This window comes from Streptomyces sp. BK208 (assembly GCF_004364245.1).
Lineage (GTDB): Bacteria > Actinomycetota > Actinomycetes > Streptomycetales > Streptomycetaceae > Streptomyces.
On record NZ_SOAV01000011.1, the window covers coordinates 184,863 to 208,897 of the forward strand.

At 73.8% G+C, this 24,035-nt stretch carries 24 protein-coding genes; 6 read left to right on the forward strand and 18 right to left on the reverse strand.

Annotated elements, in window-relative coordinates:
- Positions 1 to 37 precede the first annotated feature (37 nt).
- The gene (locus EV562_RS25875) at positions 38 to 1,159 is read left to right on the forward strand and encodes a Vms1/Ankzf1 family peptidyl-tRNA hydrolase (protein WP_133889263.1); all 1,122 of its coding nucleotides are present in this window, start codon (positions 38 to 40) and stop codon (positions 1,157 to 1,159) included.
- Between the two features lie 48 nt (positions 1,160 to 1,207).
- Here EV562_RS25875 and EV562_RS25880 read toward each other — a convergent pair whose 3' ends face one another.
- Positions 1,208 to 2,827 (reverse strand): ATP-binding cassette domain-containing protein, encoded by a 1,620-nt coding sequence (locus tag EV562_RS25880; RefSeq protein WP_133889264.1) that lies wholly within the window; start codon positions 2,825 to 2,827, stop codon positions 1,208 to 1,210.
- A gap of 121 nt (positions 2,828 to 2,948) precedes the next feature.
- On the opposite strand from EV562_RS25880, the gene EV562_RS25885 reads away from it, so the two are divergent.
- Positions 2,949 to 4,454: a bifunctional phosphatase PAP2/diacylglycerol kinase family protein gene (locus EV562_RS25885; protein ID WP_133889265.1), complete on the forward strand. Its 1,506-nt coding sequence runs from the start codon at positions 2,949 to 2,951 to the stop codon at positions 4,452 to 4,454.
- A gap of 148 nt (positions 4,455 to 4,602) precedes the next feature.
- The gene (locus EV562_RS25890) at positions 4,603 to 5,442 is read left to right on the forward strand and encodes a class I SAM-dependent methyltransferase (RefSeq protein WP_133889266.1); all 840 of its coding nucleotides are present in this window, start codon (positions 4,603 to 4,605) and stop codon (positions 5,440 to 5,442) included.
- Positions 5,443 to 5,503: 61 nt separating this feature from the next.
- Here the strand turns inward: EV562_RS25890 and EV562_RS25895 are convergent, their stop codons facing one another.
- The 13 genes from EV562_RS25895 to EV562_RS25955 form a co-directional block, all read right to left on the reverse strand.
- Complete coding sequence (locus tag EV562_RS25895; protein ID WP_133889267.1) at positions 5,504 to 5,800, reverse strand: gas vesicle protein K; 297 nt, start codon at positions 5,798 to 5,800, stop codon at positions 5,504 to 5,506.
- Position 5,801: 1 nt separating this feature from the next.
- Entirely contained in the window at positions 5,802 to 5,984 is a 183-nt protein-coding gene (locus EV562_RS25900; protein WP_122618943.1) for a gas vesicle protein, read from the reverse strand.
- Positions 5,981 to 6,811 carry a GvpL/GvpF family gas vesicle protein gene (locus EV562_RS25905; protein WP_133889268.1) on the reverse strand — a complete coding sequence of 277 codons (831 nt, stop codon included), beginning with the start codon at positions 6,809 to 6,811 and terminating at the stop codon, positions 5,981 to 5,983. The genes EV562_RS25900 and EV562_RS25905 overlap by 4 nt, the downstream gene beginning before the upstream one ends.
- The gene (locus EV562_RS25910; protein ID WP_133889269.1) at positions 6,808 to 7,137 is read right to left on the reverse strand and encodes a gas vesicle protein; all 330 of its coding nucleotides are present in this window, start codon (positions 7,135 to 7,137) and stop codon (positions 6,808 to 6,810) included. Before EV562_RS25910 ends, EV562_RS25905 begins: the two co-directional genes overlap by 4 nt.
- Positions 7,134 to 8,318, reverse strand: a complete 1,185-nt coding sequence (locus EV562_RS25915; protein ID WP_133889270.1) for an SRPBCC family protein — start codon at positions 8,316 to 8,318, stop codon at positions 7,134 to 7,136. Before EV562_RS25915 ends, EV562_RS25910 begins: the two co-directional genes overlap by 4 nt.
- The gene (locus EV562_RS25920; protein ID WP_133889271.1) at positions 8,315 to 8,992 is read right to left on the reverse strand and encodes a DNA primase; all 678 of its coding nucleotides are present in this window, start codon (positions 8,990 to 8,992) and stop codon (positions 8,315 to 8,317) included. The genes EV562_RS25915 and EV562_RS25920 overlap by 4 nt, the downstream gene beginning before the upstream one ends.
- Positions 8,989 to 9,252 (reverse strand): gas vesicle protein GvpG, encoded by a 264-nt coding sequence (locus tag EV562_RS25925; RefSeq protein WP_133889272.1) that lies wholly within the window; start codon positions 9,250 to 9,252, stop codon positions 8,989 to 8,991. The genes EV562_RS25920 and EV562_RS25925 overlap by 4 nt, the downstream gene beginning before the upstream one ends.
- Before the next feature lie 4 nt (positions 9,253 to 9,256).
- Positions 9,257 to 10,030: a GvpL/GvpF family gas vesicle protein gene (locus EV562_RS25930; RefSeq protein ID WP_133889273.1), complete on the reverse strand. Its 774-nt coding sequence runs from the start codon at positions 10,028 to 10,030 to the stop codon at positions 9,257 to 9,259.
- Positions 10,027 to 10,464, reverse strand: a complete 438-nt coding sequence (locus tag EV562_RS25935) for a gas vesicle structural protein GvpA (RefSeq protein ID WP_133889274.1) — start codon at positions 10,462 to 10,464, stop codon at positions 10,027 to 10,029. The genes EV562_RS25930 and EV562_RS25935 overlap by 4 nt, the downstream gene beginning before the upstream one ends.
- 60 nt (positions 10,465 to 10,524) lie before the next feature.
- Positions 10,525 to 10,890, reverse strand: a complete 366-nt coding sequence (locus tag EV562_RS25940) for a gas vesicle protein (protein ID WP_133889275.1) — start codon at positions 10,888 to 10,890, stop codon at positions 10,525 to 10,527.
- A gap of 236 nt (positions 10,891 to 11,126) precedes the next feature.
- Positions 11,127 to 12,032 (reverse strand): non-homologous end-joining DNA ligase, encoded by a 906-nt coding sequence (gene ligD, locus EV562_RS25945; RefSeq protein ID WP_166662001.1) that lies wholly within the window; start codon positions 12,030 to 12,032, stop codon positions 11,127 to 11,129.
- Between the two features lie 26 nt (positions 12,033 to 12,058).
- Entirely contained in the window at positions 12,059 to 13,906 is a 1,848-nt protein-coding gene (locus EV562_RS25950; protein ID WP_133889277.1) for a transketolase, read from the reverse strand.
- Positions 13,903 to 15,927 (reverse strand): FAD-dependent oxidoreductase, encoded by a 2,025-nt coding sequence (locus EV562_RS25955; protein WP_133889278.1) that lies wholly within the window; start codon positions 15,925 to 15,927, stop codon positions 13,903 to 13,905. Before EV562_RS25955 ends, EV562_RS25950 begins: the two co-directional genes overlap by 4 nt.
- A gap of 232 nt (positions 15,928 to 16,159) precedes the next feature.
- Here EV562_RS25955 and EV562_RS25960 point away from each other — a divergent pair, with 232 nt between their 5' ends.
- A complete protein-coding gene (locus EV562_RS25960) occupies positions 16,160 to 17,122 on the forward strand; it encodes an LLM class F420-dependent oxidoreductase (RefSeq protein ID WP_133889279.1) in 963 nt (320 codons plus the stop codon).
- Positions 17,123 to 17,630: 508 nt separating this feature from the next.
- Positions 17,631 to 17,981 (forward strand): VOC family protein, encoded by a 351-nt coding sequence (locus EV562_RS25970; RefSeq protein WP_133889280.1) that lies wholly within the window; start codon positions 17,631 to 17,633, stop codon positions 17,979 to 17,981.
- A gap of 43 nt (positions 17,982 to 18,024) precedes the next feature.
- On the opposite strand, the gene EV562_RS25975 is transcribed toward EV562_RS25970, so the two are convergent.
- Complete coding sequence (locus tag EV562_RS25975; protein WP_133889281.1) at positions 18,025 to 20,019, reverse strand: DUF5107 domain-containing protein; 1,995 nt, start codon at positions 20,017 to 20,019, stop codon at positions 18,025 to 18,027.
- Positions 20,020 to 20,174: 155 nt separating this feature from the next.
- On the opposite strand from EV562_RS25975, the gene EV562_RS25980 reads away from it, so the two are divergent.
- A complete protein-coding gene (locus tag EV562_RS25980) occupies positions 20,175 to 20,522 on the forward strand; it encodes a DUF6204 family protein (RefSeq protein ID WP_133889282.1) in 348 nt (115 codons plus the stop codon).
- On the opposite strand, the gene EV562_RS25985 is transcribed toward EV562_RS25980, so the two are convergent.
- Genes EV562_RS25985 through EV562_RS25995 form a run of 3 tightly spaced genes read right to left on the reverse strand, consistent with a single transcriptional unit; the run spans position 20,494 to position 24,027 of the window.
- Positions 20,494 to 21,075, reverse strand: a complete 582-nt coding sequence (locus EV562_RS25985; RefSeq protein ID WP_133889283.1) for a GNAT family protein — start codon at positions 21,073 to 21,075, stop codon at positions 20,494 to 20,496. The genes EV562_RS25980 and EV562_RS25985 overlap by 29 nt on opposite strands.
- Before the next feature lie 58 nt (positions 21,076 to 21,133).
- Positions 21,134 to 22,066, reverse strand: coding sequence for an LD-carboxypeptidase (locus EV562_RS25990; RefSeq protein WP_133889284.1), 933 nt, complete (start codon positions 22,064 to 22,066; stop codon positions 21,134 to 21,136).
- Positions 22,063 to 24,027 (reverse strand): prolyl oligopeptidase family serine peptidase, encoded by a 1,965-nt coding sequence (locus EV562_RS25995; RefSeq protein ID WP_133889285.1) that lies wholly within the window; start codon positions 24,025 to 24,027, stop codon positions 22,063 to 22,065. Before EV562_RS25995 ends, EV562_RS25990 begins: the two co-directional genes overlap by 4 nt.
- Positions 24,028 to 24,035 lie beyond the last annotated feature (8 nt).

Consider the following 24,035-nt stretch of genomic DNA (forward strand, 5'->3'; position numbering starts at 1 on the left):
ACTACGACCCCCGAGCGGCACCCGGGAGGGCAGCCACATGGACCTCGCGTTTCTGCACCCCCTCTACGAGCATCAGGGACCCTGGGCCTCCGTCTACGTCGACCTCTCCCGGCACACGGAGGACACCGCCCACGAGCGTGAGCTGACGGCCGCCGCGGTGGCCCGGGAGCTGGCGGAGCAGGGCGCGGACGACGCCACCTGTCAGGCGGTGCGCAAGGCGGTCGACGAGCTGAGGCACGCCTCCGACCCGCACGGGCGGGCCCTGTTCGCGTGCGCCGGTCAGGTGGTCCTCGACCCGCCGCTGGCCCGCCCCCCGTACGGCGGGACCACGGCCGACTGGGCCCCGCTGCCGCACGTCACGCCGCTGCTGGACCTGGCGGGAGAGGACCCGGTGTGCGTGGTGGCCTACATCGACCGCAAGGGAGCCGACTTCGAGCTGCGCAGCGCGCTGGGCAGCTCCGACGCGGGCGGTGTGACCGGCAGGCAGTGGCCGCTGCACCGCACGAGCAGCTCGGACTGGTCGGAGCGCCACTTCCAGCTCCGGGTGGAGAACACCTGGGAGCACAACGCGGCGGAGATCGCGGACGCGCTCGCCGTGTGCCAGGAGGAGACGGGCGCCGACCTGCTGATCCTGGTGGGTGACGACCGGGAGCGGCGTTCCGTGCACGAGCGGCTGCCGAAGCGCCTGCGGGAGCGCGTCGCCGAGGCCTCGCGGGGCGCCGGCAGCAGGCTGCTGGACGACGAGGTGGAGGGGCTGCGCGCCGAGCACGTCCGCAGCCGCGCCCGGGAGGAGCTGGACCGGTTCCTGGCCGCCAGGTCCCGCGACGAAGAGGGCCGCTCCGGCGCGGCGGAGGGCGTGCCCGCGCTGGTCGAGGCCGCCCGGGAGCACCGCATCGACGAGCTGCTGGTCATCCCGGACGCTCCCGACACGCACCGTGAGGTGTGGATCGGGGAGGACGCCGACCAGGTGGCGGTGCGCCGTACCGAACTCACCACGCTCGGCGAACAGAACTCCTGGTCGGCCCGGGCGGACGACGCCCTGCTGCGTTCGGCGGTGATGACCGGCGCCCCCGCGATCTCGGTGACGCCGGTGCTGCCGCCGGAGACCGCGGAGAAGGCACCGGTGGGCGGCCTGGGTGCGCTGCTGCGCTGGAAGTGATCCCGGCGGTGGTCCGGCCCCCTCGGCCGGTCCGCCCTCCCCCGCCGGTCAGCGCGCCCGCTCCACCCGGCGCTCGTCCCAGACCGGCTCCGGCGTCTCGCGCAGCCGCCCGTCGCTGCCGAAGACGAGGTAGCGGTCGAAGGAGCGGGCGAACCAGCGGTCGTGGGTGACCGCGAGGACGGTGCCCTCGAAGCCCTCCAGGCCCTCCTGGAGGGCTTCGGCCGATTCCAGGTCGAGGTTGTCGGTGGGCTCGTCGAGGAGCAGGGCGGTGACGCCCTGGAGTTCGAGCAGCAGGATCTGGAAACGGGCCTGCTGGCCGCCGGAGAGCCGGTCGAAGGGCTGCTCGGCCTGCTGGGTCAGCTCGTAGCGGCGCAGCCGGGACATGGCGGCGCCCCGGTCCTGGGCGTGCTCGGTCCACAGGATGTCCAGGAGGGAGCGGCCCAGCAGCTCGGGATGGGCGTGGGTCTGCGCGAAGTGGCCGGGCACCACGCGGGCCCCCAGCTTCCACGTCCCGGTGTGCGTCACGTCGTCGCCGGCCAGCAGGCGGAGGAAGTGCGACTTGCCGGAGCCGTTGGAGCCGAGGACCGCGACCCGCTCGCCGTAGAAGACCTCCAGGTCGAAGGGTTTCATCAGGCCGGTCAGTTCCAGCTGCTCGCAGGTGACGGCGCGGACGCCGGTACGGCCGCCCTTCAGGCGCATCCTGATGTCCTGCTCGCGCGGCGGCTCGGGCGGCGGTCCGGCCTCCTCGAACTTGCGCAGCCGGGTCTGGGCGGCGCGGTAGCGGGACGCCATGTCCGGGCTGTTCTCCGCGGCCTGCCGCAGCGCCAGCACCAGCTTCTTCAGCTGGGCGTGCTTCTCGTCCCAGCGCCGGCGCAGCTCCTCGAAACGGGCGAAGCGCTCGCGGCGGGCCTCGTGGAAGGTGGTGAAGCCGCCGCCGTGCACCCAGGCGTCGGCGCCCGCGGGTCCCGGCTCGACGGAGACGATCTTCTGGGCGGCGCGGGCGAGCAGCTCGCGGTCGTGGGAGACGAACAGCACGGTCTTGCGGGTCTCGGCGAGCCGCTCCTCCAGCCAGCGCTTGCCGGGCACGTCGAGGTAGTTGTCCGGCTCGTCGAGCAGCAGCACCTCGTCGGTGCCGCGCAGCAGCGCCTCCAGGACGAGGCGTTTCTGCTCGCCGCCGGAGAGCGTGCTCACCTGCCGCCACTGGGCCTGCTCGTAGGGCACCCCGAGTGCGGCGGTGGTGCAGATGTCCCACAGGGTCTCGGCCTCGTACCCGCGCACCTCCGCCCAGTCGGCGAGCGCCTGCGCATACGCGAGCTGGGCGGCCTCGTCGTCGACCGTCATGATCGCGTGCTCGGCGGCGTCGACGGCGCGTGCGGCGGCCCGGATCCGGGGCTGGGCCACGGACACCAGCAGGTCGCGCACGGTCGTCTCGTCGCGCACGGAGCCGACGAACTGGCGCATGACGCCGAGGCCGCCGGTGACGGTGACGGAGCCGCCGTGCGGTTTCAGCTCGCCGGCCAGCAGCCGCAGCAGGGTGGTCTTGCCCGCGCCGTTGGGCCCGACCAGGGCCACGACGGCCCCCTCCCCCACCCGGAAGGAGACGTCACCGAGGAGCGTCCTCCCGTCGGGGAGGTGGTATTCCAGGTGCGCGGCTTCGAGGTGACCCATGGGCCGGATTCTGCGGCTTCGGCCGTGCTCCGGGCAAACCGATTTCGGCCGTGCGCCGCGGGCCCGGAGCGCGTGGCGCGGACCACGGCAGGAAACCGCGTCCGCAGGGTAGGCGGGTCCCATGAGCCCCGACGTAGACCTCACCGTCCCCCTGCCCGGCCCGCGACCGGTCCGCAACGGCTTCCTGCGGCTGGACCAGCGGGTTTTCGAGGCCGTCGCCGCCCGTACCTGGCCCGGCGCGGACCCCCTGCTGCCCCGGCTGAGCCGCAGCGCCAACCACGGAGTGCTGTGGTTCGCGGCGGGCGCCGCCCTGGCCGCCTCCCGTACGCCGAGGGCGCGGCGCGCCGCCGCCCGGGGGCTGGCCTCGCTGGGGCTGGCCTCGCTGACGATCAACACCCTCGGCAAGCGTTCGGTGCGCCGGCCCCGCCCGGTGCTGGACCCGGTGCCGCTGGTGCGGCAGCTCAAGCGGCAGCCGATCACGACGTCGTTCCCGTCCGGGCACGCCGCGTCGGCGGCCGCGTTCGCGACCGGCGTCGCACTGGAGTCACCGGCGTGGGGTACGGCGGTGGCCCCGGTGGCCGCCGCGGTCGCCCTGTCCCGGGTCTACACGGGCGTGCACTTCCCGAGCGACGTGCTGGCCGGTGCGGCCCTCGGGGTGGGGGCCGCGTTCGCCGTACGGAGCATGGTGCCGACGCGCGCCCAGCACATCCCGCCGGCCCGGCCGCGTGCCGAGGTGCCCGCGCTGCCCGGCGGCGAGGGGCTCGTCATGGTCGCCAACATCGCCTCGGGCACCTCGGACCGGGTGCGGGCGCTGTGCGACGCGCTGCCCGACGCGGAGGTCGTGGAGTGCGAGCCGGGGGACGTCCAGGCCGAACTCGAGAAGGCGGCCGGTCATGCCCGGGTGCTCGGCGTGTGCGGCGGCGACGGCACGGTGAACGCCGCGGCCGAGACCGCCCTGCGGCACGGGCTGCCGCTCGCGGTACTGCCCGGCGGCACGCTCAACCACTTCGCCTACGACCTGGGCGTGGAGGACGTACGCGGTCTGTGCGGGGCTCTGGAGCGGGGCGAGGGGGTGCGGGTGGACGTGGGCCGCTTCGCCTCCGGCGGGCGCCGCGGGATCTTCCTGAACACCTTCAGCCTGGGCGTGTACCCGGAGCTGGTCAACGAGCGGGAGCACTGGTCCCCCCGGATCGGCGGCTGGCCGGCCGGGGTGCTGGCGGCCGTGCGGGTGCTGCGCGCCGACCGGCATCCGCTGGAGGCCGAGGTCCGGGGCCGTCGGCGTCCGCTGTGGATGCTGTTCGCGGGCAACGGCACCTACCACCGCAGGGGAATCGCCTCGGGCCGCCGGCTCGACCTGGCGGACGGGCAACTGGACGTGCGGGTGGTGCACGGCGGCCGCCGGCCGGCCCTGCGCCTGCTCTCCGCGATGCTCGCGGGGCCGCTGACCCGCTCTCCCGCCCACGCCGCGGTGCAGGTGCCGCGGCTGCGCCTGTCGGGGGTCGCGCCGGGCACGCTGATGGCGTACGACGGCGAGCTGACCGAGACCGAGGGCGACCTGACCCTGGAGAAGCTGCCCGAGGCGCTCACGGTGTACCGGCCCATGCCGGGCGGCGGGCTGCTCTCCTGACCCCGTTCCCGCTTCCCGGCGGCCTCTGCTGACGGCCTCTCCCGGCGGGCGATCCTGACGGCCCGTCAGTCCATATCGCAGAACGGCGATCTCACCATGCGGCTGGCGGGCGTACCGTGATCCCACTGCCGGAGAGGGGATCCCCACCATGCCGAGGCCGCACGAGACCGCCGTCTACACGCACGGGCACCACGAGTCCGTGCTCCGCTCGCACACCTGGCGCACCGCCGAGAACTCCGCCGCCTACCTGCTCGGATCCCTGCTGCCGCACATGCGGATCCTGGACATCGGCTGCGGACCGGGCACCATCACCGCGGACCTGGCGGAACTGGTCCCGGACGGCCACGTCACCGGCGTGGACCGGTCTCCGGAGATCGTGGAGCGGGCCCGGGCCACGGCCGCCGGGCGCGGGCTGGGCAACACCGACTTCGCGGTGGCGGACGTGCACGCGCTGGACTACCCGGACGACACCTTCTGCGTGGTCCACGCCCACCAGGTGCTCCAGCACGTGGGCGACCCGGTGCAGGCGCTGCGCGAGATGAAGCGGGTCGCCCGGCCGAACGGGATCATCGCCGTCCGCGATTCCGACTACGGCGCCATGACGTGGTTCCCCGCCTCCCGCGGCATGGACGACTGGCTCGCCCTGTACCGCCGCGTGGCCCGCGCCAACGGCGGCGAGCCGGACGCCGGACGCCGGCTGAAGGCGTGGGCCCTGGAGGCGGGGTTCACCGACGTCACGGCGACCTCGGCCACCTGGACCTTCGCCGCACCCGAGGAGCGGGAGTGGTGGAGCGGCCTGTGGGCGGAGCGCACCCTGGCATCGGCGTACGCCGAGCGCGCCACCGACGGCGGCCATGCGACGCCGGAGCGGTTGCGCGCCGTTTCGGCGGCCTGGCGGGAGTGGGGAAGGCTCCCGGAGAGCTGGTTCAGCGTCCTGCACGGGGAGATCCTGTGCCGCAAGGACGCGGCGCCGACGCCCGTCCGGTGAACGGCAGGCTGCCCCGGGAGTGCTCACTCCCGGGGCAGCAGGCCGTTCCCGCCGGGGGTGCTCACTCCCGGGGCAGCAGCGGTCCCAGCGGCCCGAGGTCCAGGTTCAGGTCCTCGGGCCGCAGGCCGTAGCGGTCACGCAGTTCGGTCATGCGGTCGTCGAGGAGCATCAGGGTGAGTCCGATCCGCTCCTCCTGGTCCTCGCTCAGGTCGCCCTCGTCGAAGCGGCGCAGCGCCTGGCGTTCCATGAGCTGACGCAGCAGCTCGACGACCGTCAGCACCAGCTTGATCAGGTCGCGCTCGACCGTGTCCGGCTCCAGGTCGAGACGGCGCTTGGGGGACTCGGGATGTTCGCTCACGTCAGTCCCCGAACGGTGAGGGGACGTTGCTGTTGACCGAGCTGATCAGCGCGTTCAGGTCGATGCGGACCAGGTCGACGTCCGCGATGCGCAGGGTGACGTCGCCGGTGATGACGACGCCGCCGGCCAGCAGCCGGTCGAGCAGGTCCACGAGGGCGATCTCACGTCGCTCCACGACGGTCACGGCCTCTCCCCCTCTCCTGCCGTCTGTCCCGTTCCTTCCGCCTCTCCCGCTTCCGGCCCCTCGCCGGCGAAGGAATAGGCCGCCCAGGGGCCCGTGAGTTCCACGCGCATTCCGGGAACGTCGTCCTTCGTGCGGTCCACCGTCTCGACGAACTCCTCGGACGCGTCGCGGCCCACCAGGTAGGCGGCGTTGAGGACGTTGCGTCCGGCGGCGCCGGAGAGGCGAGGGTTCTGCGGTGCGTGCAGCCGTGCGTCGTCGGCCCGGTCGGACAGCGTCGCGTGCAGCTTCGTGGCGAACTCCTCGGCCCTGCTCCACATGTCCTCGTTCGCCCGGGACTGCCGGCGGCGCTGCAGGAGGTAGTCCCGGCCCGAGGCGGGCTTCGGCGCGGCCGGTGCGGCCGTTCCCTCGGCCCCCGCCTGCCCGGTCTTCTCCGCTTCGGCGTAGACCTTCACACCCCACTCCACCCGCCCTTCCAGCCGGCCGAGGGTGCGCCGGAAGGCATCCTCGCGCTCCTGGAGCATCACGCGTACGCCGCTGTCGTCCCGGAAGACGGTGGCCAGCCGGAGCGGCAGCGGGGTGGTGACGGCCGTGAGCGCGTCGATGACCTGCTGGTGGGCGCGGGCGGTGGCGGTCAGCCAGTCCAGGTCCTCCAGGCGGGAGCGCAGCGCCTCCTCGCCGAAGTCGGACTCGGGCACGTGGCTGACGACGGCGACCAGGTCGCCGTGCGGCAGCAGCCGCGGCGGGTCGCCCGCCACCCCCGTGAGCTGGGCCTGGAGGGCCGCGTCGAAGGGACGGCAGACGGCGTAGACGTAGCGCAGTCCGGTCACGACGCCTCCCTCGGTACGCGGCCCGGGTCCAGCTCACGCAGGCGTTCGCGGAGTTCCGCGTTCTCCCGGGTGAGTTCGTCGTGCCGGGCGCGCGAGGACAGTGCGGGGTCGCTCTCCCACCAGTCGATGCCCATCTCCTTGGCCTTGTCCACGGAGGCGACGACGAGCCGCAGCTTGATGGTCAGCAGCTCGATGTCGAGCAGGTTGATCTTGATGTCGCCCGCGATGACGACGCCCTTGTCGAGCACCCGCTCCAGGATGTCGGCGAGGTTGGCGCTCTGTCCTTGGCCGCCGTAGGGATCGGGCAGTCGGCTGGGGGTGGTCATCGACGGCTCCCGCCCTCGGCGTCCTCGTACTCGTCACGGGACGCGTACTCGTCCTCCCCGGCTTCCTTCTCCCCTTCGGGCTCCTCGTACTCGCCCTCCGGCTCCTCCTCGTACTCCTCCTCGGCCTCCCCTTCGGGCTCCTGCTCGGCCTCTTCGGCCTCGCCCTCCGGTTCCTCCTCCTCGTACTCGCCCTCGGGCTCTTCCTCGTACTCGCCCTCCGGCTCCTCCTCGTACTCTCCCTCGGGCTCCTGCTCCTGCTCTCCCTCTTCCTGCTCCTCCTGCTCCCGCTGCTGCTCCTCTTCCTCCTCCGCGACCGCGTCCTCGTGGCTGCGGACGACCTCGCCGTCGCGGATCTCGCCGCGCCAGCCGTCGTCCGCCTCGCCCTTGAAGGTGATGTGGCGGACGTAGTTCTTGAGGTCGAGGCGGGCCCGGCGGCCCTGGGCGCGCCAGATGTTGCCGGTCTTCTCGAACAGGCCCTTGGGGTAGTACTCGATGACCAGGACCACGCGGGTCAGGCTGTCGGCGAGCTCGTGGAAGCTGACGACGCCCTTGGTGGTGCCCTTGGCCCCCTCCGACGTCCAGGAGATCCGGTCGTCCGGCACCTGCTCGGTGGTCTTCGCCTTCCAGCTCCGGTTGGACCAGAAGACCTTCAGCTGCCAGTCGGAGGACGTGTCGTCGGCGCGGTTCGCGCTCTTGACGCCCTTGGCGAAGGTGCTGAAGTCCTGGTACTGGGTCCACTGGTCGTAGGCCGTGCGCAGCGGTACGCCGACGTCGACGTACTCGATGATGACCGTCGGCTTCTGACCGCCGCCGCCCTTCTTGCGGCCCTTGCCGCCCGTGAGGTTCTTGAAGGCGCCGACCACGTTGTCCTTCACCTTGCCCGCGCCGACCTCGAAGGCGGCCCGCATCGGGCCCTTGCCCTCGGCGAGCTTGCGTCCGCCGTCCAGGGCGAGCTTGGCGAAGCCGGGGCTGTTGCCCTCGGCTATGTCGTTGAGCTTGCCGGTGGTCTCGCCGAGCTTGGTGCCGAAGCCGGTGAGCAGCCGGGTGGCCTGCGCGGCGAGGTACTCCTGCACCTCGGCCTTGAGGCGGTCGGCCGCCTCGCTCTGCGCCAGGTCGGCCAGCGGGTTCTTCTTCGCGGTGTCTCCCGCCTTGGAGGCCGCGGACCCCAGGGAGTCGCTCATCGCTCACCACCGCCCTTCGGCTGCCGGGTGCCGGCGGCCTTCTTGCCTGCGGCCTTCTTGGCGGGCTGCGCGCGCTTCGCCGCGGCCTTCTTCACGGGGGCCTTGGCGGCGGCCTTCTTCGCGGGCGCCTTCTTGGCCGTCTTCCGCGCTTCGGACGCCGTCTTCTTCGCGGGCCGCTCGCGGCGCGGCGCGGGCCGCTTCTCGGGCTCCTCGGAGTCCCCGGAGTCCTCGCGCCGGTCCTCGGGCTCCTCGCGCTCGTCGCCCTCGTCCTGCTCGTCGTACTCCTCGTACTCCGAGTCCTCCGAGGCCTCGGAGTCGCGAGAGTCGTCGGAGCCGACGCCGGGTGCCTTGGACGCCACGCCGGAGAGCTGGTCGCGCACCTCGGCGGTGCGTCCCTGCAGCCGGTCGGCCAGCGCGCCCATCTGCCGCTCGACCAGGGCGCCCGAGGCCGCCTTGCCCACGCCCCGCAGGTCGGTGCGCAGCTGGTCCCCGATCTCCTTGAACTGCGGGTTGTTCTGCAGCTGCCCGGAGACGAGTTCGGCGATGCCCTTCGGCGTCAGGTTCAGCTTCTTGCCCGCCACCATGGTGCCCACGGCGACGGCGAGTTTCAGCTTCTTGGTCCGTCCCAGCAGATATCCGGCCCCTACCGCGAGGCCCAGTCCCACTCGATTCATGGCGCCGTCCCGTTGCCCAATCCCGCGCTCGTGCGCGTTGCGATCTCCAGCCGGTCGAGGAGTTCGTCCTCCTGCCGGTCGAACTCCTCCTCGGTGATCTCGCCGGCTTCCAGCTGCTCTTCCAGGCGGGCAAGTTCGGCCCGTACCGTGCCGGGGTCGTAGTAGATCCGCTCGGCTTCGTTCAGCACCTGTCTGATGGCCCAGGCGCTGCCGCGCGCCGGGGCGAGCGGCAGCAGCAGGACCTCCGAGATCAGTCCCATGTCCTCACTCCGCTCCGGCGTCCGCTCCCCCGGCCACCGTGCCCGCGGGCTCGGCGGGGCCGGGTTCGACGAAGCTGTAGGGCGGCAGCGGGCCGTTGACCCGGATTTCCAGGTGCGGCATGCTGCCGCGCGCCTGCTCGACGGCTGCCAGGAACTCGTCGGCCGCCTCCCCCTTGACCAGGAACGAGACGTTGGCGAGCCAGCCGGTGGACTCGGGGCCCACGCTCACCGCGTCGGCGACCGGTTCCAGGGCGCGCTCCAGCGTGGTGGCGTCCTCGGCCTCCTTGTCCTTGACCGCGGCCGCGACCCTCTCGCCGAGCTGGATCTTCGTCTCGTAGGTACCGCCCCCCGCCTTCCGGTTGGACTCGGCGAGGGCGCGGATCTCGGGGTTCTGGGCCATCACGTGGTGCAGGACGGCCTCTTCGACGTGGCTGGCCTTGATGTTGTACTCGACCCGGCCGTCCAGCGCCCCGAGGCGTTCCGCGTAGTGCTCGGCACGCTCGGCGAGCACCCCGGTGACCGCCTCGTCGTCCGGGGCGACACTGCCGAAGCGCATGGGCAGCACACAGCCGCCGGCGCCGACCTCGCTGAGCACGTTCTGGTGGGCGAGCAGTTCCCTGCGCTTGGGGCGCAGGCCCTCGGGAGCGTCACTGACGACGGCCGCGAGGGCGCCCTCCTTGAGGATGCGCACCCCGCGCGGCGGGTCGCCGACTCCGGCCGTGCCCTCGGGAAGGGCGGGGTGCGTGGCGGCCGTGATGCCGTAGACGTACGTACTCACTCCTGCTCCTCCTTCCGGCGCGACGGCGCGGTCTTGCGGGCACGCGGTCGCGAGGAGGTTTCGCGCTCGGAGCCGCTCTCGTCACGGGCCTGCTTGAACGCGTCGGAGATGGTCTCGGCGGCGCCGGACAGCGCCCCCTTGGACTTGCCCTTGGCGCCGGACTCGGTGATCGATCCGACCAGGTCGGGCAGGCCCGGGTCCTTGCGGGGCCCGGCCTCCAGGTCGAGCCGGTTGCATGCCTCGGCGAAGCGCAGATAGGTGTCCACGCTGGCGACGACGACACGGACGTCGATCTTCAGGATCTCGATACCGACCAGGGAGACGCGCACGAATGCGTCGATGACGAGCCCCCTGTCCAGAACAAGCTCGAGCACGTCGTAAAGGCCGCTGCTGCCGCCTCCGCCGCCGGTCTGTTGTGCCGGTACGACAGTCATGCCAGCTACTCCTCCGTCTTCTGTGGCTTGCGTTGCATCTGACTCGGGTCTTGCCGCGGCCTAACGGCCGCCGCGGGCGTCGGAGCGTCCGCGCTCGTAGCGGCGCACTCTCCGGTAGCCCGTGAGCTGTCCCTCCTCGTCCAGTTCCACCTGGTAGCTCGCCATCAGGCTCATCGTGTCGGGCACCCGCTCCAGCTCCAGGACCTCGACCTCGAGCGCCCAGCCGTCCTCCGTCTGCTCGAAGGACGACACGGACTCGGCGGTCATACCGGTGAGCTCCGCCAGCTGGGCTCGCGCCTCGCGCAGAACCTCCATGGGCTTGGGACGGCTCGACCTCTGTGAAGTTTGGGACTTTTGAGACGTATGTGACTTTTGTGAACTCTGTTGTGAGTCTTGCGAGTCGGATGTGTTTTTCGTGTTCGACATGGCCACCTCCCCCTCCGTGTGGCCGCATGTGTGTTCGCCAAACCTCGCCGGGCCCACGGGACCGCTCAGCCGCACGTCACCTCCCCCGCGCGGGACGGTCGGACGCGCGCGGGGCGGTAGGCCGCACGAGCTGTTCATTCAGGGGGCTGGGTCGCGCCGGGCGTTCAGGTGCCGCCGGGTGTTCAGGTGCCGCCGGGCGTTCAGGTGCCGCCGGGTGTTCAGGTGCCGCCGGGTGTTCAGCCGCGCAGCGCGTTCAGGCGCCGCCGGGCGGGCCCCAGGGCACGAGGGCGGTCCATGATCCCGGCCCAGGGCCGGGTGCGGGCCTGGTCCACGGCGTCCGCCACGGTCCACCGGCGGGCGTGCAGGTCGGGGTCGTCCAGCTGGTCCCAGGAGATGGGCGTGGCCACGGGCGCGCCGGGGCGGGCGCGGACGGTGAAGGGGGCGACCGCGGTCTGCGCGTAGGCGTTGCGCTGTATGTCGAGGTAGAGCCGGTCCCCGCGGTCCTTCTTGCGGGCGGCGGTGGTGAGCCGGCCGGGGTGCTCCGCCGCCAGGACGTCCGCGACGGCCCGCGCGAACTCCCGTACGTCGTCGAAGTCCTGGCGTCCGTCCAGCGGGACGACGACGTGCAGCCCGCGGGAGCCGGTGGTCATCGGCGCCGAGGGCAGCTTCAGTTCGTCGAGCAGTTCCCGCAGCGGCCGGGCCGCCTCCCGGACCGCCTCGAAGTCGTCCCCGGCCGGGTCGAGGTCGAAGACCATGCGGTCGGGCCGGTCGATCCGTCCGGTCCGCGACAGCCAGCGGTGCAGGGTGAGCGCGGCCTGGTCGGCGAGGTAGACGAGAGTGGCGGAGTCGTCACAGACCGTGTGGCAGACCGTGCCGCCCTCCTTGCCCACCTCGACGCGGCCGATCCACTCCGGATAGTGCTCCGGTGTGTTCTTCTGCATGAAGCGCGGCCCGTCCACCCCGTCCGGGTACCGCTCCAGCATCAGGGGGCGGCCCCGCAGGTGGGGCAGCATGAAGGGGGCGACGGCACGGTGGTAGTCGACGAGATCGCCCTTGGTGTACTCCTTCGTGCCGTCGCCGCCCGCCGGGAAGAGCACCTTGTCCGGCCGGTGCACCTCCACGGTGTGCCGCCCGGCCCGCACGGTCCGCGCGCCGCCCCCGGTCGCGCTCACGGGACGATCGCCTGCTCCACGAGCATGCGTACGGCCGCCTCGACGGACTCGGCGTCGATGCCCGCGGCGCGCAGCTCCTCCGCCGGGGTCGCGGAGCCCGGCATCGTGGTCACCGCGAGCCGCACCAGGCGGGGCACCGGGCGCCCGTCGGCGAAGGCGTCCAGCACGGCGTCGCCGATGCCGCCCTCCTGCCGGTGGTCCTCCACGGTCACCAGGCAGCCGGTCTCCTCGGCGGCCGCGCGCAGCGTGGCGCGGTCGACGGGCTTGACCGAGTACAGGTCGATCACCCGCACCGGGATGCCGTCCCGGCCCAGCGCGTCGGCCGCGGCGAGCGCCTCGTGCACGGTGACTCCGGCCGCGACCACGGTGAGCCGGTCCGCGTCGGAGGAGCGCAGCACCTTGCTGCCGCCGACGGGGAACTCCTCGTCGGGACCGTAGATCACCTCGCTCTCGCCGCGCGAGGTGCGCAGATAGCGGATGCCCTCCAGGCCGGCCATCTCGGCGACCAGGCGCGCGGTCTGGTTGGCGTCGCACGGGTACAGGACGGTGGAGCCGTGGATGGCGCGCATCATCGCGAGGTCTTCGAGGCCCATCTGGCTGGGCCCGTCCTGGCCGATGGCGACGCCCGCGTGGGAGCCGACGAGGTTGATGCCGGAGCCGCTGACCGCGGCCATCCGCACGAAGTCGTAGGCGCGGGTCAGGAAGGCGGCGAAGGTGGTCGCGAACGGCACCCAGCCGCGCGCCGCCATCCCCACGGCCGTGGCGACCATCTGCTGCTCGGCGATGTAGCACTCGAAGTAGCGCTCGGGGTGTTCCTTGGCGAAGTACTCGGCGCGCGTGGAGTCGCCGACCTCGCCGTCGAGGGCCACGACGTCGCCGCGCGCGGTGCCGACAGCGGCGAGCGCCTCGCCGAACGCGTTGCGGGTGGCGACCTCGTCGCCCTTGTCGTAGCGCGGCAGCTCGGCCTCTCCGCTGCCCGTCGAGTGCGGGGCCCGGGCGTCCTCCGGCGCGTGCACCCGGACCCGCAGGTCACGCGGGCCGCCCAGTTCCGCCACGGCCTCCTCGGCGTCCGGCAACGGCTTGCCGTGCTGTCCCTCGCGGTCCTCCACGGCCTCGACACCCTTGCCCTTGAGGGTGCGGGCGACGATCGCGGTGGGCTGGTCCCTGGTGGACAGGGCCTCGCCGTAGGCGCGGTCGATGGCGTCGACGTCGTGTCCGTCGATCTCGATCGTGTGCCACCCGAAGGCCCGGAAGCGGCGCGCGTAGGCGTCGAGGTCGTGGCCGTGCCGGGTGGGCCCGCGCTGGCCGAGCCGGTTGACGTCGACGATCACGGTGAGGTTGTCGAGGCGTTCGTGTCCGGCGTGCTCGGCGGCCTCCCACACCGACCCCTCGGCCATCTCGCTGTCGCCGCACAGCACCCACACCCGGTAGTCGGTGTGGTCCAGACGCTTCCCGGACAGCGCGATGCCGACGCCCACGGGCAGCCCCTGCCCGAGCGAACCGGTGGCCGTCTCGACCCACGGCAGCCGCTGCGGCGTCGGGTGGCCCTCCAGGCGGCTGCCCAGCTTGCGGAAGGTGAGCAGTTCCTCGTCGTCGATGGCGCCGGCCGCCTTGAAGGCGGAGTAGAGCAGCGGCGAGGCGTGTCCCTTGGACAGCACGAAGCGGTCGTTGCCGGGGTGGGCGGGGCGCTCGAAGTCGTAGCGGAGGTGGTTGGCCAGCAGTACGGCCATCAGGTCCGCGGCGGACATCGACGACGTCGGGTGCCCGGAGCCCGCGGCGGCGGACGCCCGTACGCTGTCGACGCGCAACTGCTGGCCGAGATCGACGAGTTCACCGGTGTTCATGAGTTCCCTTCCGAGGTGCGGCTGTCGGTGCGTTTGACGGGTCCGGGGGCGATGCCGGGCCCGGGGGCCGGCTGGTCCGCCGGGGGCTCGGGGCCGGGGTCGGCGGGCGGGCCCGCGGAGCGGCTCGGTCCGGACGCGGAGGCGGGCCGCTTGCCGGCGGAGCCCGTGCCGGAGGTGCGGGGGGCCTTGCCCGGCTTGCCGGAGCCTCCCCGGGCGGGGCGTGGTCCGGCAGCCTCCGCGGCCCGGCGAGGCCTGCCGGAGGCGCGGGGCGAGCCGGACGGTCCCCGCTTCGGGGGCTCCCCTCGGGGCTGGTTCCCGGCCGGTTCCCCGCCGGGCCGGCTCTCGGCCGGCCCGGCACCGGGCTGGTTCCCGGCGGGCCCGCCACCGGGCTGGTTCCCGGCGGGCCCGCCACCGGACCGGTTCCCGGCGGGCTCACCACCGGACCGGTTCCAGGCGGGCTCACCACCGGACCGGTTCTCGGCCGGCTCACCGGCCGGCGGGTTTTTCGCGGGGTCGCCGTCCGGGTGTTCCCCACCCGGCCGGGCCTCGGCCGACCGGTGACGGCCCGGCCTGTCCTTGCCCTCGTCCGGCCCGTGCTCGCCCGGCCCGTCCTCGCCCGGCCGGCTCCCGGCCGTCCGGTCCCCGCCCGGCTTGTCGCCGGTGTGCCCGTCGGCCGGGCCGCTGCCCGGACCCGCGCCCTTCCCGGCTCCCTCCGGGCGCCCCGGCACCCGCGCGATCTCGGGCGACGACGACTCCAGGGGCACGGACCAGGACCGTACGAGGCCGAGCTGCACCGCCTGGCGGGGCAGCACCGCGTCGAGCAGCCAGTCGGCGGCGACCCGCACGCGGTTGCCGGGCATCGCGGCGAGGTGGTAGCCGCGGGTGACCGCGCCCGCCGCCGGGCCGGACATCGGCAGGCCGAGCGGGTTGGCGGCGGCCTTGACGCCGCCGAGGTCCACGACGAACCCCAGGTCCCGGTGCCGGTAGGCACGCCGCCGGCCGACGCCGAGCGACGCGACGACGTTCTGGGCGCAGACCTTGCCGTGCCGCCAGGCGTGCTGCGCGGTCATCGGCGTGTACTGGCCCGGCTGGTTCAGGTCGGGCACGGCGGCCACGTCGCCGCAGGCGAACAGCTCGGGCCGGCCCGGCACCTGGAGGTGGGGGTCGACGAGCAGCCGGCCGCGTTCCATGGGCAGCCCCAGGGACTCCACCAGCGGGTCGGGCCGCACGCCCACGCACCACACCAGGGTGCGGGTGTCGACGGTCGATCCGTCGGTCAGCACCACCCCGTCGTGCGTGGCCTCCTTCACGGACGTGCCCATCCGCACGTCGACTCCCCGCTGCCGCAGGACCCGCTCGGCGGTGCGGGAGAGCCGTTCGTCCATCTCGGGCATGACCCGGGGCGCCACGTCGAGCAGCATCCACCGGGGCCGCATGCCGGAGCGCGTCGGGTGCCTGCGGACCTGCGCGTCGGTGTACATGGCACCGTGCGCGGCGACCTCGGTGCCGGTGTAGCCCGCGCCGACCACGACGAACGTGCACCGCGCGGCGCACTCCTCCGGGTCGTCGGCCGCCGCGGCCAGCTCCACCTGCCGGGTCACGTGGTCGCGCAGGTAGAGCGCCTCCGGCAGCCCGCGGAAACCGTGGGCGTGCTCGGCGACTCCGGGGATGGGCAGCAGCTTGTTGACACTGCCCGCCGCGAGCACCAGCCGGTCGTAGGGCAGGGTGCCCTCCTCGCCCTCCGGGCCGGTGTAGCGCACGGTGCGTCCGTCGAGGTCGATGCCGTCGGCCTCGCCGAGCACCAGCCGTACGTGCGGCAGCGTGCCCGACAGGGACACGCTGACCCGGCGCGGTTCCAGTATCCCGGCGGCGACCTGGGGCAGCAGCGGCAGGTAGAGGAAGTAGTCGGTCGGGTTGAGCAGGGTGATGTCGGCCTTCTGCCGGGTGAGCCGGGACAGGGTGCGGGCCGTCCGGTACCCGGCGAAGCCGGCACCGACGATCACGATGCGGGGTCGGCTCACGGTTCGCCTCCGGGCTGTCGCATACCTCGTGAGCCTTCCGCGTCCCCTCGGCCCGGGCGCCCAAACGTCCACGGAGAGGCCGCGCCCCCTACGGCGAAGGAGCCCCGTCGGTGAACAGGCCGCGGCGGTGAACGGCCGCGACGCGAGCGAGCCGCGACGGCGCCGGTTTCCCGTCCGGCGCCCGGGTACCCGGCCCCGGACCCACCCGCACCCTGTCCGGAGGCACCCCCTCATGCCCGAGTACGGCTATTTCCTCTCGTGCGAGCAGTACGGCCCCGCGGAACTGATCGAGCAGGCCCGGATGGCCGAGCAGGCCGGTTTCCAGGCACTGTGGATCTCCGACCACTACCACCCGTGGAACGACGCCCAGGGCCAGAGCCCGTTCGTCTGGTCCGTGATCGGCGCGCTGTCCGACGCGGTGTCGCTGCCCGTGGAGACGGCCGTCACCTGTCCCACGGTGCGTATCCACCCGGCGGTGGTGGCCCAGGCCGCGGCGACCAGCGCGGTGATGACGGACGGCCGGTTCCGGCTGGGCGTCGGCACCGGCGAGGCGTTGAACGAGCACATCCTCGGTGACGCCTGGCCCGCCGCGCACGTACGCCTGGAGATGCTGGAGGAGGCCATCCTGATCATGCGCCGGCTGTTCACCGGCGAGGAGGTCAACCACCACGGCACCCACTACACGGTGGAGAACGCCCGCCTGTACACGGTCCCCGACGAGCCGGTGCCGATCGACATCTCGGGCTTCGGTCCGGCGGCGACGAAGCTGGCGGCCCGGGTCGGCGACGGCTACATCACGATGATGCCGGACGCCTCGATGGTGGAGCAGTACCGCAAGGGCGGGGGCGGCGGGAAGCCGGTCAGCGGGGGCACGAAGGTCTGCTACGACACCGACCGGGACGAGGCGGTCCGCACGGTGCACCGTCTGTGGGCCAACGAGCAGCTGCCCGGCGAGCTGGGCCAGGTGCTGCCCTCGCCGAAGCACTTCGAGCAGGCGCAGACCCTGGTCACCGAGGACATGGTGCGCGAGAACCGGGTGTGCGGCGCCGACGTGGACGAACACGTGGCGGAGCTCAAGCAGTTCGCCGACGCCGGATTCGACCGCGTCTACGTCAACCAGATCGGCCCCGACATGCGCGGCTTCTTCGACTTCTACCGCACCAAGGTGCTCCCGCAGCTCCAGCAGAGCGCCTGACGCGGGCCACGGAGCCGGCAGGCCGGCACAGGACCGCGCCCCGCACGGAAGACTCCGTGCGGGGCGCGGTCCGTCCTGTGCTCGCGGCCGGTCAACCCTGGCGGCCGGTCAGCCGTGCTCGCGCCTGGCCTCGGGGGCGATGTCGTCCCGGCGAGGAGCGGCCGGCCCGGTGCCGCCCGGAGCGGGCGTGCCCGCGCCCGGGGCGCCGGTCGCACCGCCCGCACCGCCGGGCGCGACGGGGGGCATCGGCGGATACGGCGTACCGGGTCCGGTCCGCGGCACGCCGGGCGCGTCACCGCCGGCGACGTGTCCGTGGCCGCCGCCGTGGGGGGGGAGCCGGGCGCGGGGGTGTGCGGCCGGGCGGCGCCCCGCAGCAGGTAGGCCGCGACACCCTGGAGGGCGGCCGTGATCAGGGTGTTGCGGGTATCCGTCGGCCGGACTTCCACGGCCGGACTTCCATGGCCGGACCGGGCGTCGTAGCCCACCGCACCCAACTAGGCTCCTGCGCATGGACATTCTGGGAGCCACACTGCGCGTCTACGTCGAGGACCTGGAGAAGGCGGTCCCCTTCTACGAGGGCCTGGCCGGCGGCAGCGCCCTCCGGTTCGAGCGTGGCGGCGTCGAAGTCGCCGCCGTCGGCTGCTTCCTGCTGATGAGCGGGCCCGAGTCCCAACTGGAGGTGCTGCGCAAGGTGACCGCGACCATCGCCGTGGCGGACGTGGAGGAGACCCGCGACGTCCTCGCCTCGCTGGGCGCGGACATCGTCGCCGGGCCGGTCGCCACGCCCGCCGGCCGCAATCTGATCGCCCGGCACCCGGACGGGGTGATCTACGAGTACGTGGACCGGCGGGCGGCGTAGGCCCGGGCGGAGCCGGCTCGCACCCGTCCCGGGCCGGGCGGGCTCACCCCTCGTCCGGGCGCATCCGGAAGTCGTGGCGGGCCGGGAGCGGTGCGTCGTCCAGCCGCGCCCACAGCAGGCCGATGCTCTCGGCGCCCTCCCTCAGGTCGGCGACCTCGAAGCCCTCGTCGAACACGGCCCGCGCCTCCCCGGTCCGGCCCTCGGCCGCGAGCAGCTCCGCCTCGGTCAGCCGGAACCTGCCGCGGGCCCGGGTCGCGGGGTCCAGGCGCTCCCACACGGCTCGGGCGTCCGCGGTGCGTCCGACCGCGAGCAGCGCCCCGACGGCCTCCCGGCCGAGTGCCGCGGCGACGGCCGGCCAGGGTGGTCCGTCGCCGCCCGCACCGTCCGCGGCGTCCGGCCCGGCGTCCGGCCCGTCCGGCCGGTGCGCGCACAGGTCGTCGAAGGCCTCGGCGTACTGGTCGGCGGCGCGTTCGTGGTGGCCGCCCTCCTGGTCGGCGACGGCGAGGCAGCGCAGCAGCGGCCAGCGTTCGGCGGCGGTCTTGAGGCCGCGTTCCCAGCTGCGCACCGCCTGGGCGCGGTCGTCTCCGTGCCACTGGGCGACACCGAGGTGGTACTCGGCGAGGGGTGTGGCGGCCGTGGTCTCCAGCATGTCCCGCCAGGGCCGCGCGACCAGCGTCGGGCCGGGCGGCTCGGGACGGGCCGGTTCGGGCAGGGACCCGGTGCGCAGCAGGTGCAGCCAGGGTCGCTGCGGCGCGCCGAGGGTGTCCTCGTCGAAGGGGGTGCCGGGCAGCTTCCAGCCGGCCCGCAGCACTTCGAGCGCGCCCCAGCCGGAGCCGGTGGCCAGCCGCTCGCCGGGCTCGGCGTCGGCGTGCGGCAGCCAGGCGTCGTACGCGGCGTCGACGTCGGCTCGCGGCAGGGCGGCCTCCAGACGCTCCTCGGCCCCGCGCAGCACGCTGTGCCAGTCGCCCTCGGGCGGGGCGTCGAGCGGCCCGTACGCCTCCAGCCAGGAGATCTCGCTCTCCGCCTCCAGCTTGACGTGTTCGAGTTGGGTGCGGACCAGCCCCGCCTGGATCTCGCAGTAACCGCCGGTGCCGGGTTCGGTGAGCCACTCCTGCCAGCGGCGTCCGCCCGGCCCGGAGCCCCACACGAACAGCTTGCGGCCGCGCAGCGCGTCGGTCGAGGTCTGCACCAGTCCGTGGCCGTGCTCGTCGAGCGCGGCGATCCAGCGGCGCCGGCCGTCGGGCACCTCGTAGAAGTAGTCGGCGGCGTACGTGCTGTTCGGCGGATAAGTCCGGTCGACGCCGTCGTACTCCGGGACGGGCACCCGGCGCAGGCGCCGCTCGTAGCCGAAGTGCCAGGCCTCGTCGGCGGGGGCGAGGACGCGGCAATCCTCGGGGACGGCGATGTTGGACCACCAGTAGGTGGGCGCGGGGCGCTCGTGCGGGTTGCGGACGCGGGCGCCGACGTAGAGGAAGTCCGAGCCGTCCGGCAGCCACAGGTCGACCTGGAAGGGCAGGTCGCGCAGCCGCTCCCATTCCCACAGCCGCAGCATCTCGCCGCCGTCGGGGGCCCGGACGCGGGCGGCGTGCACGGGTGAGCAGGACAGGGTGGTGTGGCCGGTGGCGCCGATGTTCCATTCGATGCCGCCGGAGAACCAGGCGCCGTTGAGGGCGAAGTTGGCGGGCTGGAGCACGGGGTTGACGTAGAGGAGTTCGCGGCCGGTGGGCTTGTGGTGGAGGGAGGCGACGCGTCCGCCGAGGGCCGGCAGGACGGTGGCCCGCAGCCGGTCGTTCTCGATGACGAGGGCGTCCAGCTCGCGCGGCGCGCGTTCGCGGTCGTAGCCGTCCCGGACCTGGACGGGCAGCAGGCTGCGCAGTGGCTCGTAGTCGACCTGGCGGGCCATGTCGCGCGGCAGGTCCGCCCGGTCCCGGTCGTCGATGCGGTGGGCCTCGTCCAGGGGGCGCAGCGGCGGCAGGGGGTTGTCCGGTCCCAGCGGTGCCGCGGGCAGGGTCAGTACCTCGCGTCGGATCGTCGTCACGGTTGTCCATGGAAGCCGCTCCCCGGCGCGGTGAACAGGGGCTCCGCCGACCGGGGCGGCGCGACGTGACTCACGTTTAATCCGGTGGGAAGCGGTGCGGGCGGGGGCTTAGGGTCGGGCGGGTCCGCGCGTACGGAGGCGAAGGAGAGCGGCACGTGAGCGAGCAGCACACCTACCGGGTGATCGTCCGGGGCACCTGGGAGGGGCTGACGGAGGAGGCCCGGGCCCGGTTGCTCGCCGAGGCGGGCGAGCACGGGATGGCGAGCATGCGCTTCACCGAGGAGGGGTCGCTGTCCTACGAGCCCGCACCGCTGAAGCACTTCTCGATGCGTTACGTCGTGGTCTCGGACGCGGCCGACGGCGAGGAGATGGCGGGCGCGATCGCGGAGGACAGGGCGGAGGACGCGCTGCGCCGACTCGGATACGGCTTTCGCGATCTGCGGTCGACGGTGACGGACCTGGACACGATGAAGGTCAACCGGAAGTCACGGTCTCCGCGGTGATCGCCCACCGCTGGTGGTCGCGCCAGGCGCCGTCGATGTAGAGCATCCTCGGCGAGAAGCCCTCCAGGTGGAAGCCGCAGGCGCGGGCCAGCGCGATCGAGGCGGCGTTGCCGGGCTGGACGTTGATCTCCAGGCGGTGCAGGCGCATGGGTCCGAACGCGTACCGCACCACCAGGTCGAGTCCCTCGCGCATCAACCCGCGTCCGGCGGCGTGCGCGAAGGCGCCGTAGCCGAGCGCGCCGCTGCGAAAGCCGCCCTCGACGATGTTGTTGATGTTCACGAACCCGGCGATCGCGCCGCCGCCGGGCGTGCCCCGCGACGCCCCGTCCGGCTCCTTCTCGCACACCAGGAACCCGGCCTTGGTGCGGTCCTCGATCAGCCGCCCCGCATAGGCCTCGTACGCCTGGACGCTGTCCGGCGGGAAGAGCCAGGGATGGTGCAGGTCCTTGCTCTCGCGGGCCCGGGCGGTGAACTCGGCACCGTCCGCGTAGGCGAAGTGCCGGATGCCCACACGCGGGCCCTCGGCGAGGTGACGGGACGGGGTGTGCGGCATGGGGCCAGCCTACGACGGGGGGCGGGCCCGCGCCCGGCACGGCCGGAGGGGTGCCGGGTCAGCGCAGCGCCGGCCGGTCCAGCGCCAAGGTGCCCGCGTCCGCGTCGAGTTCCGCCGGCACGCCCAGCGGCAGGGTCAGCGCCCCCTCGCAGTGCCCGAACCCGAAGTCCTCGACGACCGGCACGCCGAGGCCGCCGAGCCGGTCGGCCAGCAGCGGTCTCAGCCCTTCGTAGGGGTCGCACTCCTCCCAGGAGCCGAGCAGCACGCCGGCGACCCCGTCGAGCCAGCCGGCCCGCAGCAACTGCGTCAGGTAGCGGTCGACGCGGTACGTCTCTTCCGCCACGTCCTCCAGGCACAGCAGACCGCCGCGTGCGCCGGGTCGGGCGTGCGGGGTGCCCAGTTCGGCGGCGAGCAGGGAGAGGCAGCCGCCCAGGGTGACGCCCCGGGCCCGGCCCGGTACCAGCGGGGTGCCGCCGGAGGTGATCACGCGGACCGTCTCCGGCGCGAACAGGGTGGCCCTCAGGTGTTCCTGCGCCCGCGCGTTCTTGACGAAATCGACTCCGGCCGCCATCGGCCCGTGCAGGGTGACCAGTCCGAGCCGGGCGGCGAACGCCTCGTGCAGCGCGGTGATGTCGCTGAAGCCGACGAACACCTTCGGTCCGGCGGCGCGCATCGCCTCCCAGTCGAGCAGGTCGGCCATGCGCTGGGCGCCGTACCCACCGCGGGCGCACAGCACCGCGTCCACCGAGGGGTCGCACCAGGCGGCTTGCAGGACTCGGGCACGGTCGGCGTCCGTGCCCGCGAGGTAGGGGAAGGTCCCGTGCCGGTCCAGCACGTGCGGGGCCACGACCGGGTCGAGGTCCCAGCCGCGCAGCACGTCCAGGCCCGCCTGGAGCCGCTCCTCGGGCACGGGTCCGCTGGGTGCGACGACGGCCACCCGTGCGCCCGCGGCGAGCCGGTGCGGCCGCACCAGCTCCGCGACCCGGCTCATCGGGTCAGCTCCAGGGCCGGGACGCCGGGCGGGGTCAGCCCGAAGACCTGGGCGTAGAGGGACAGTTCGGCTTCGAGGGCGCGCACCATGGTCTCCGCCCGGCGGAACCCGTGTCCCTCGCCCTCGAAGGTGAGGTAGGCGTGCGGCACTCCGCGGCCGGCCATGCGCGCGAGGAACCGCTCGCACTGCACGGGCGGGCAGATGACGTCGTCGAGTCCCTGGAGGAGCAGGAACGGGGCGGTGACGCTCTCGGCGTGTTCGGCGGGGGACCGCTCGACGTAGCGGTCGGGGACCTCGGCGTAGGGCCCGATCAGGCTCTCCAGGTACTGCGACTCGAAGTCGTGGGTCTCCCCCGTGCCCCAGCCGGTCAGGTCCAGGATCGGGTAGATGATCGTGCCGCAGGCGTACACGTCGGTGGTGGCCAGCGAGGCGGCGGACGTCCAGCCGCCCGCGCTGCCGCCGCGCACGGCGAGCCGCGCCCGGTCCGCGGTGCCCTCGTCGGCGAGGGCGAGGGCGACGGCCGCGCAGTCCTCGACGTCGACGACGCCCCACTGCTCGCGCAGCCGGTTGCGGTACTCCCGGCCGTACCCGCTGGATCCCCCGTAGTTGACCTCGGCGACGCCGATGCCGCGAGAGGTGAAGTAGGCGATCTCCAGGTCCAGGACGAGCGGGGAGCGGCTGGTGGGGCCGCCGTGCGCCCAGACGACGTACGGCGGCAGTTCGCCGTCGGGGGCCCGGCAGCCGGGATGGTGCGGCGGGTAGAGGTGGGCGTGGATGTCGCGTCCGCCCGGGCCCGTGAAGGTGCGGATGTGCGGCGTCGGGTAGTAGGCCGGGTCGGTGGCGTCCTCGTGGCGGGCACCGATCACTCGGGCGCGGCCGGTGCGGGCGTCCAGCTCGACGACCTCGAAGCCGCTGTGCGCACTGGCGCCCACGCCGACGACCCGCTCGCCGTGCGCGGCGAGGGCCGGCACGAACTCGGTCCACGGCCCGGCCGCGTCGACGACCTCACCGGTCTCCGGGTCGAGTATGCCGAGGACGGCGGCGCCCCGGCCGTGCAGGACGGCGATCAGGCCGCTGTCCAGCGGTGCGAACCAGCGCTGCCCGAGCTTCCACAGCGGCCCCGCGAACTCCTCCTCGCGGGTGGACAGGGGCTTCCCGTCGCGGTAGAGGTTCCACCAGCCGGTGCGGTCGGAGGCGTACAGCAGGCTGCCGTCCGGGGCCCAGTCGGCCTGGGCGATCGACTCCTCGGGTCCGCCGGCGACCACCCTGGCCCCTTGGAAGGTGCCCTCGGGGCCGACCTCGGCGACGACCAGCTCGGTACCGTCCCAGGGCATGCGGGGGTGGTCCCAGGCGAGCCAGGCCGCGCGGCTTCCGTCGGGCGAGATGCGGGGGCCGGTGACGAAGCGGTGCCGCTCGGGGGTGAGTTCGCGGACCGCACCCCGGTCTTCGGCCGCCGAGCCGTCCAGCGGCACGGCGACCAGGACGCGGCGCAGGTCGGTGGGGCCCTCGCCGGTGAACTCCTCCAGGACGCACCACACCTCACCGCGCTCGGGACGCGGGTCCGGCTCGATCCAGCGCAGTCCGCCGCCCACCCCGGACAGGGGCGTCAGCGGGCGCGGTGCACCGCCCGGTGCGAAGGCGTACAGCCGCTGGTCGGCGAAGTTCACGAAGACCACGAGCGGCCCGGTGCCGGTGGTGACCGCGGCCCAGGGCCGGCCGCCGTACTCCATGACGCGGCTGCGCACGTTCCACGGCGCGGGCAGCACCGGCTCCTCGGTGCCGTCGGCGTGCCGCCGCACCAGGGTGCGCCGGCCGCCCTCGGTGGGCCGGGGCGCGGTCCACCACACCTCGTCGCCGACGAAGCCGACGTCGTCGGGTCGTCCGTCGTGCGCGGCGGCGAGCGCCGCGTCGACGGGCGAGGGCCACGATCCGTACGACAGAGTCCGCACTGACTCCCCCACTTCTCCTC

Bases quoted from the DNA above. Each gene is read 5' to 3' on its own strand.
- EV562_RS25935 (WP_133889274.1), bottom strand. From the start codon at position 10,464: ATGACTGTCGTACCGGCACAACAGACCGGCGGCGGAGGCGGCAGCAGC.
- EV562_RS25970 (WP_133889280.1), top strand. From the start codon at position 17,631: ATGGACATTCTGGGAGCCACACTGCGCGTCTACGTCGAGGACCTGGAG.
- EV562_RS25920 (WP_133889271.1), bottom strand. From the start codon at position 8,992: ATGAATCGAGTGGGACTGGGCCTCGCGGTAGGGGCCGGATATCTGCTG.
- EV562_RS25880 (WP_133889264.1), bottom strand. From the start codon at position 2,827: ATGGGTCACCTCGAAGCCGCGCACCTGGAATACCACCTCCCCGACGGG.
- EV562_RS25875 (WP_133889263.1), top strand. From the start codon at position 38: ATGGACCTCGCGTTTCTGCACCCCCTCTACGAGCATCAGGGACCCTGG.
- EV562_RS25960 (WP_133889279.1), top strand. From the start codon at position 16,160: ATGCCCGAGTACGGCTATTTCCTCTCGTGCGAGCAGTACGGCCCCGCG.
- EV562_RS25990 (WP_133889284.1), bottom strand. From the start codon at position 22,066: ATGAGCCGGGTCGCGGAGCTGGTGCGGCCGCACCGGCTCGCCGCGGGC.
- EV562_RS25950 (WP_133889277.1), bottom strand. From the start codon at position 13,906: ATGAACACCGGTGAACTCGTCGATCTCGGCCAGCAGTTGCGCGTCGAC.
- EV562_RS25925 (WP_133889272.1), bottom strand. From the start codon at position 9,252: ATGGGACTGATCTCGGAGGTCCTGCTGCTGCCGCTCGCCCCGGCGCGC.
- EV562_RS25985 (WP_133889283.1), bottom strand. From the start codon at position 21,075: ATGCCGCACACCCCGTCCCGTCACCTCGCCGAGGGCCCGCGTGTGGGC.
- EV562_RS25890 (WP_133889266.1), top strand. From the start codon at position 4,603: ATGCCGAGGCCGCACGAGACCGCCGTCTACACGCACGGGCACCACGAG.
- EV562_RS25940 (WP_133889275.1), bottom strand. From the start codon at position 10,890: ATGTCGAACACGAAAAACACATCCGACTCGCAAGACTCACAACAGAGT.
- EV562_RS25915 (WP_133889270.1), bottom strand. From the start codon at position 8,318: ATGAGCGACTCCCTGGGGTCCGCGGCCTCCAAGGCGGGAGACACCGCG.
- EV562_RS25910 (WP_133889269.1), bottom strand. From the start codon at position 7,137: ATGACCACCCCCAGCCGACTGCCCGATCCCTACGGCGGCCAAGGACAG.
- EV562_RS25885 (WP_133889265.1), top strand. From the start codon at position 2,949: ATGAGCCCCGACGTAGACCTCACCGTCCCCCTGCCCGGCCCGCGACCG.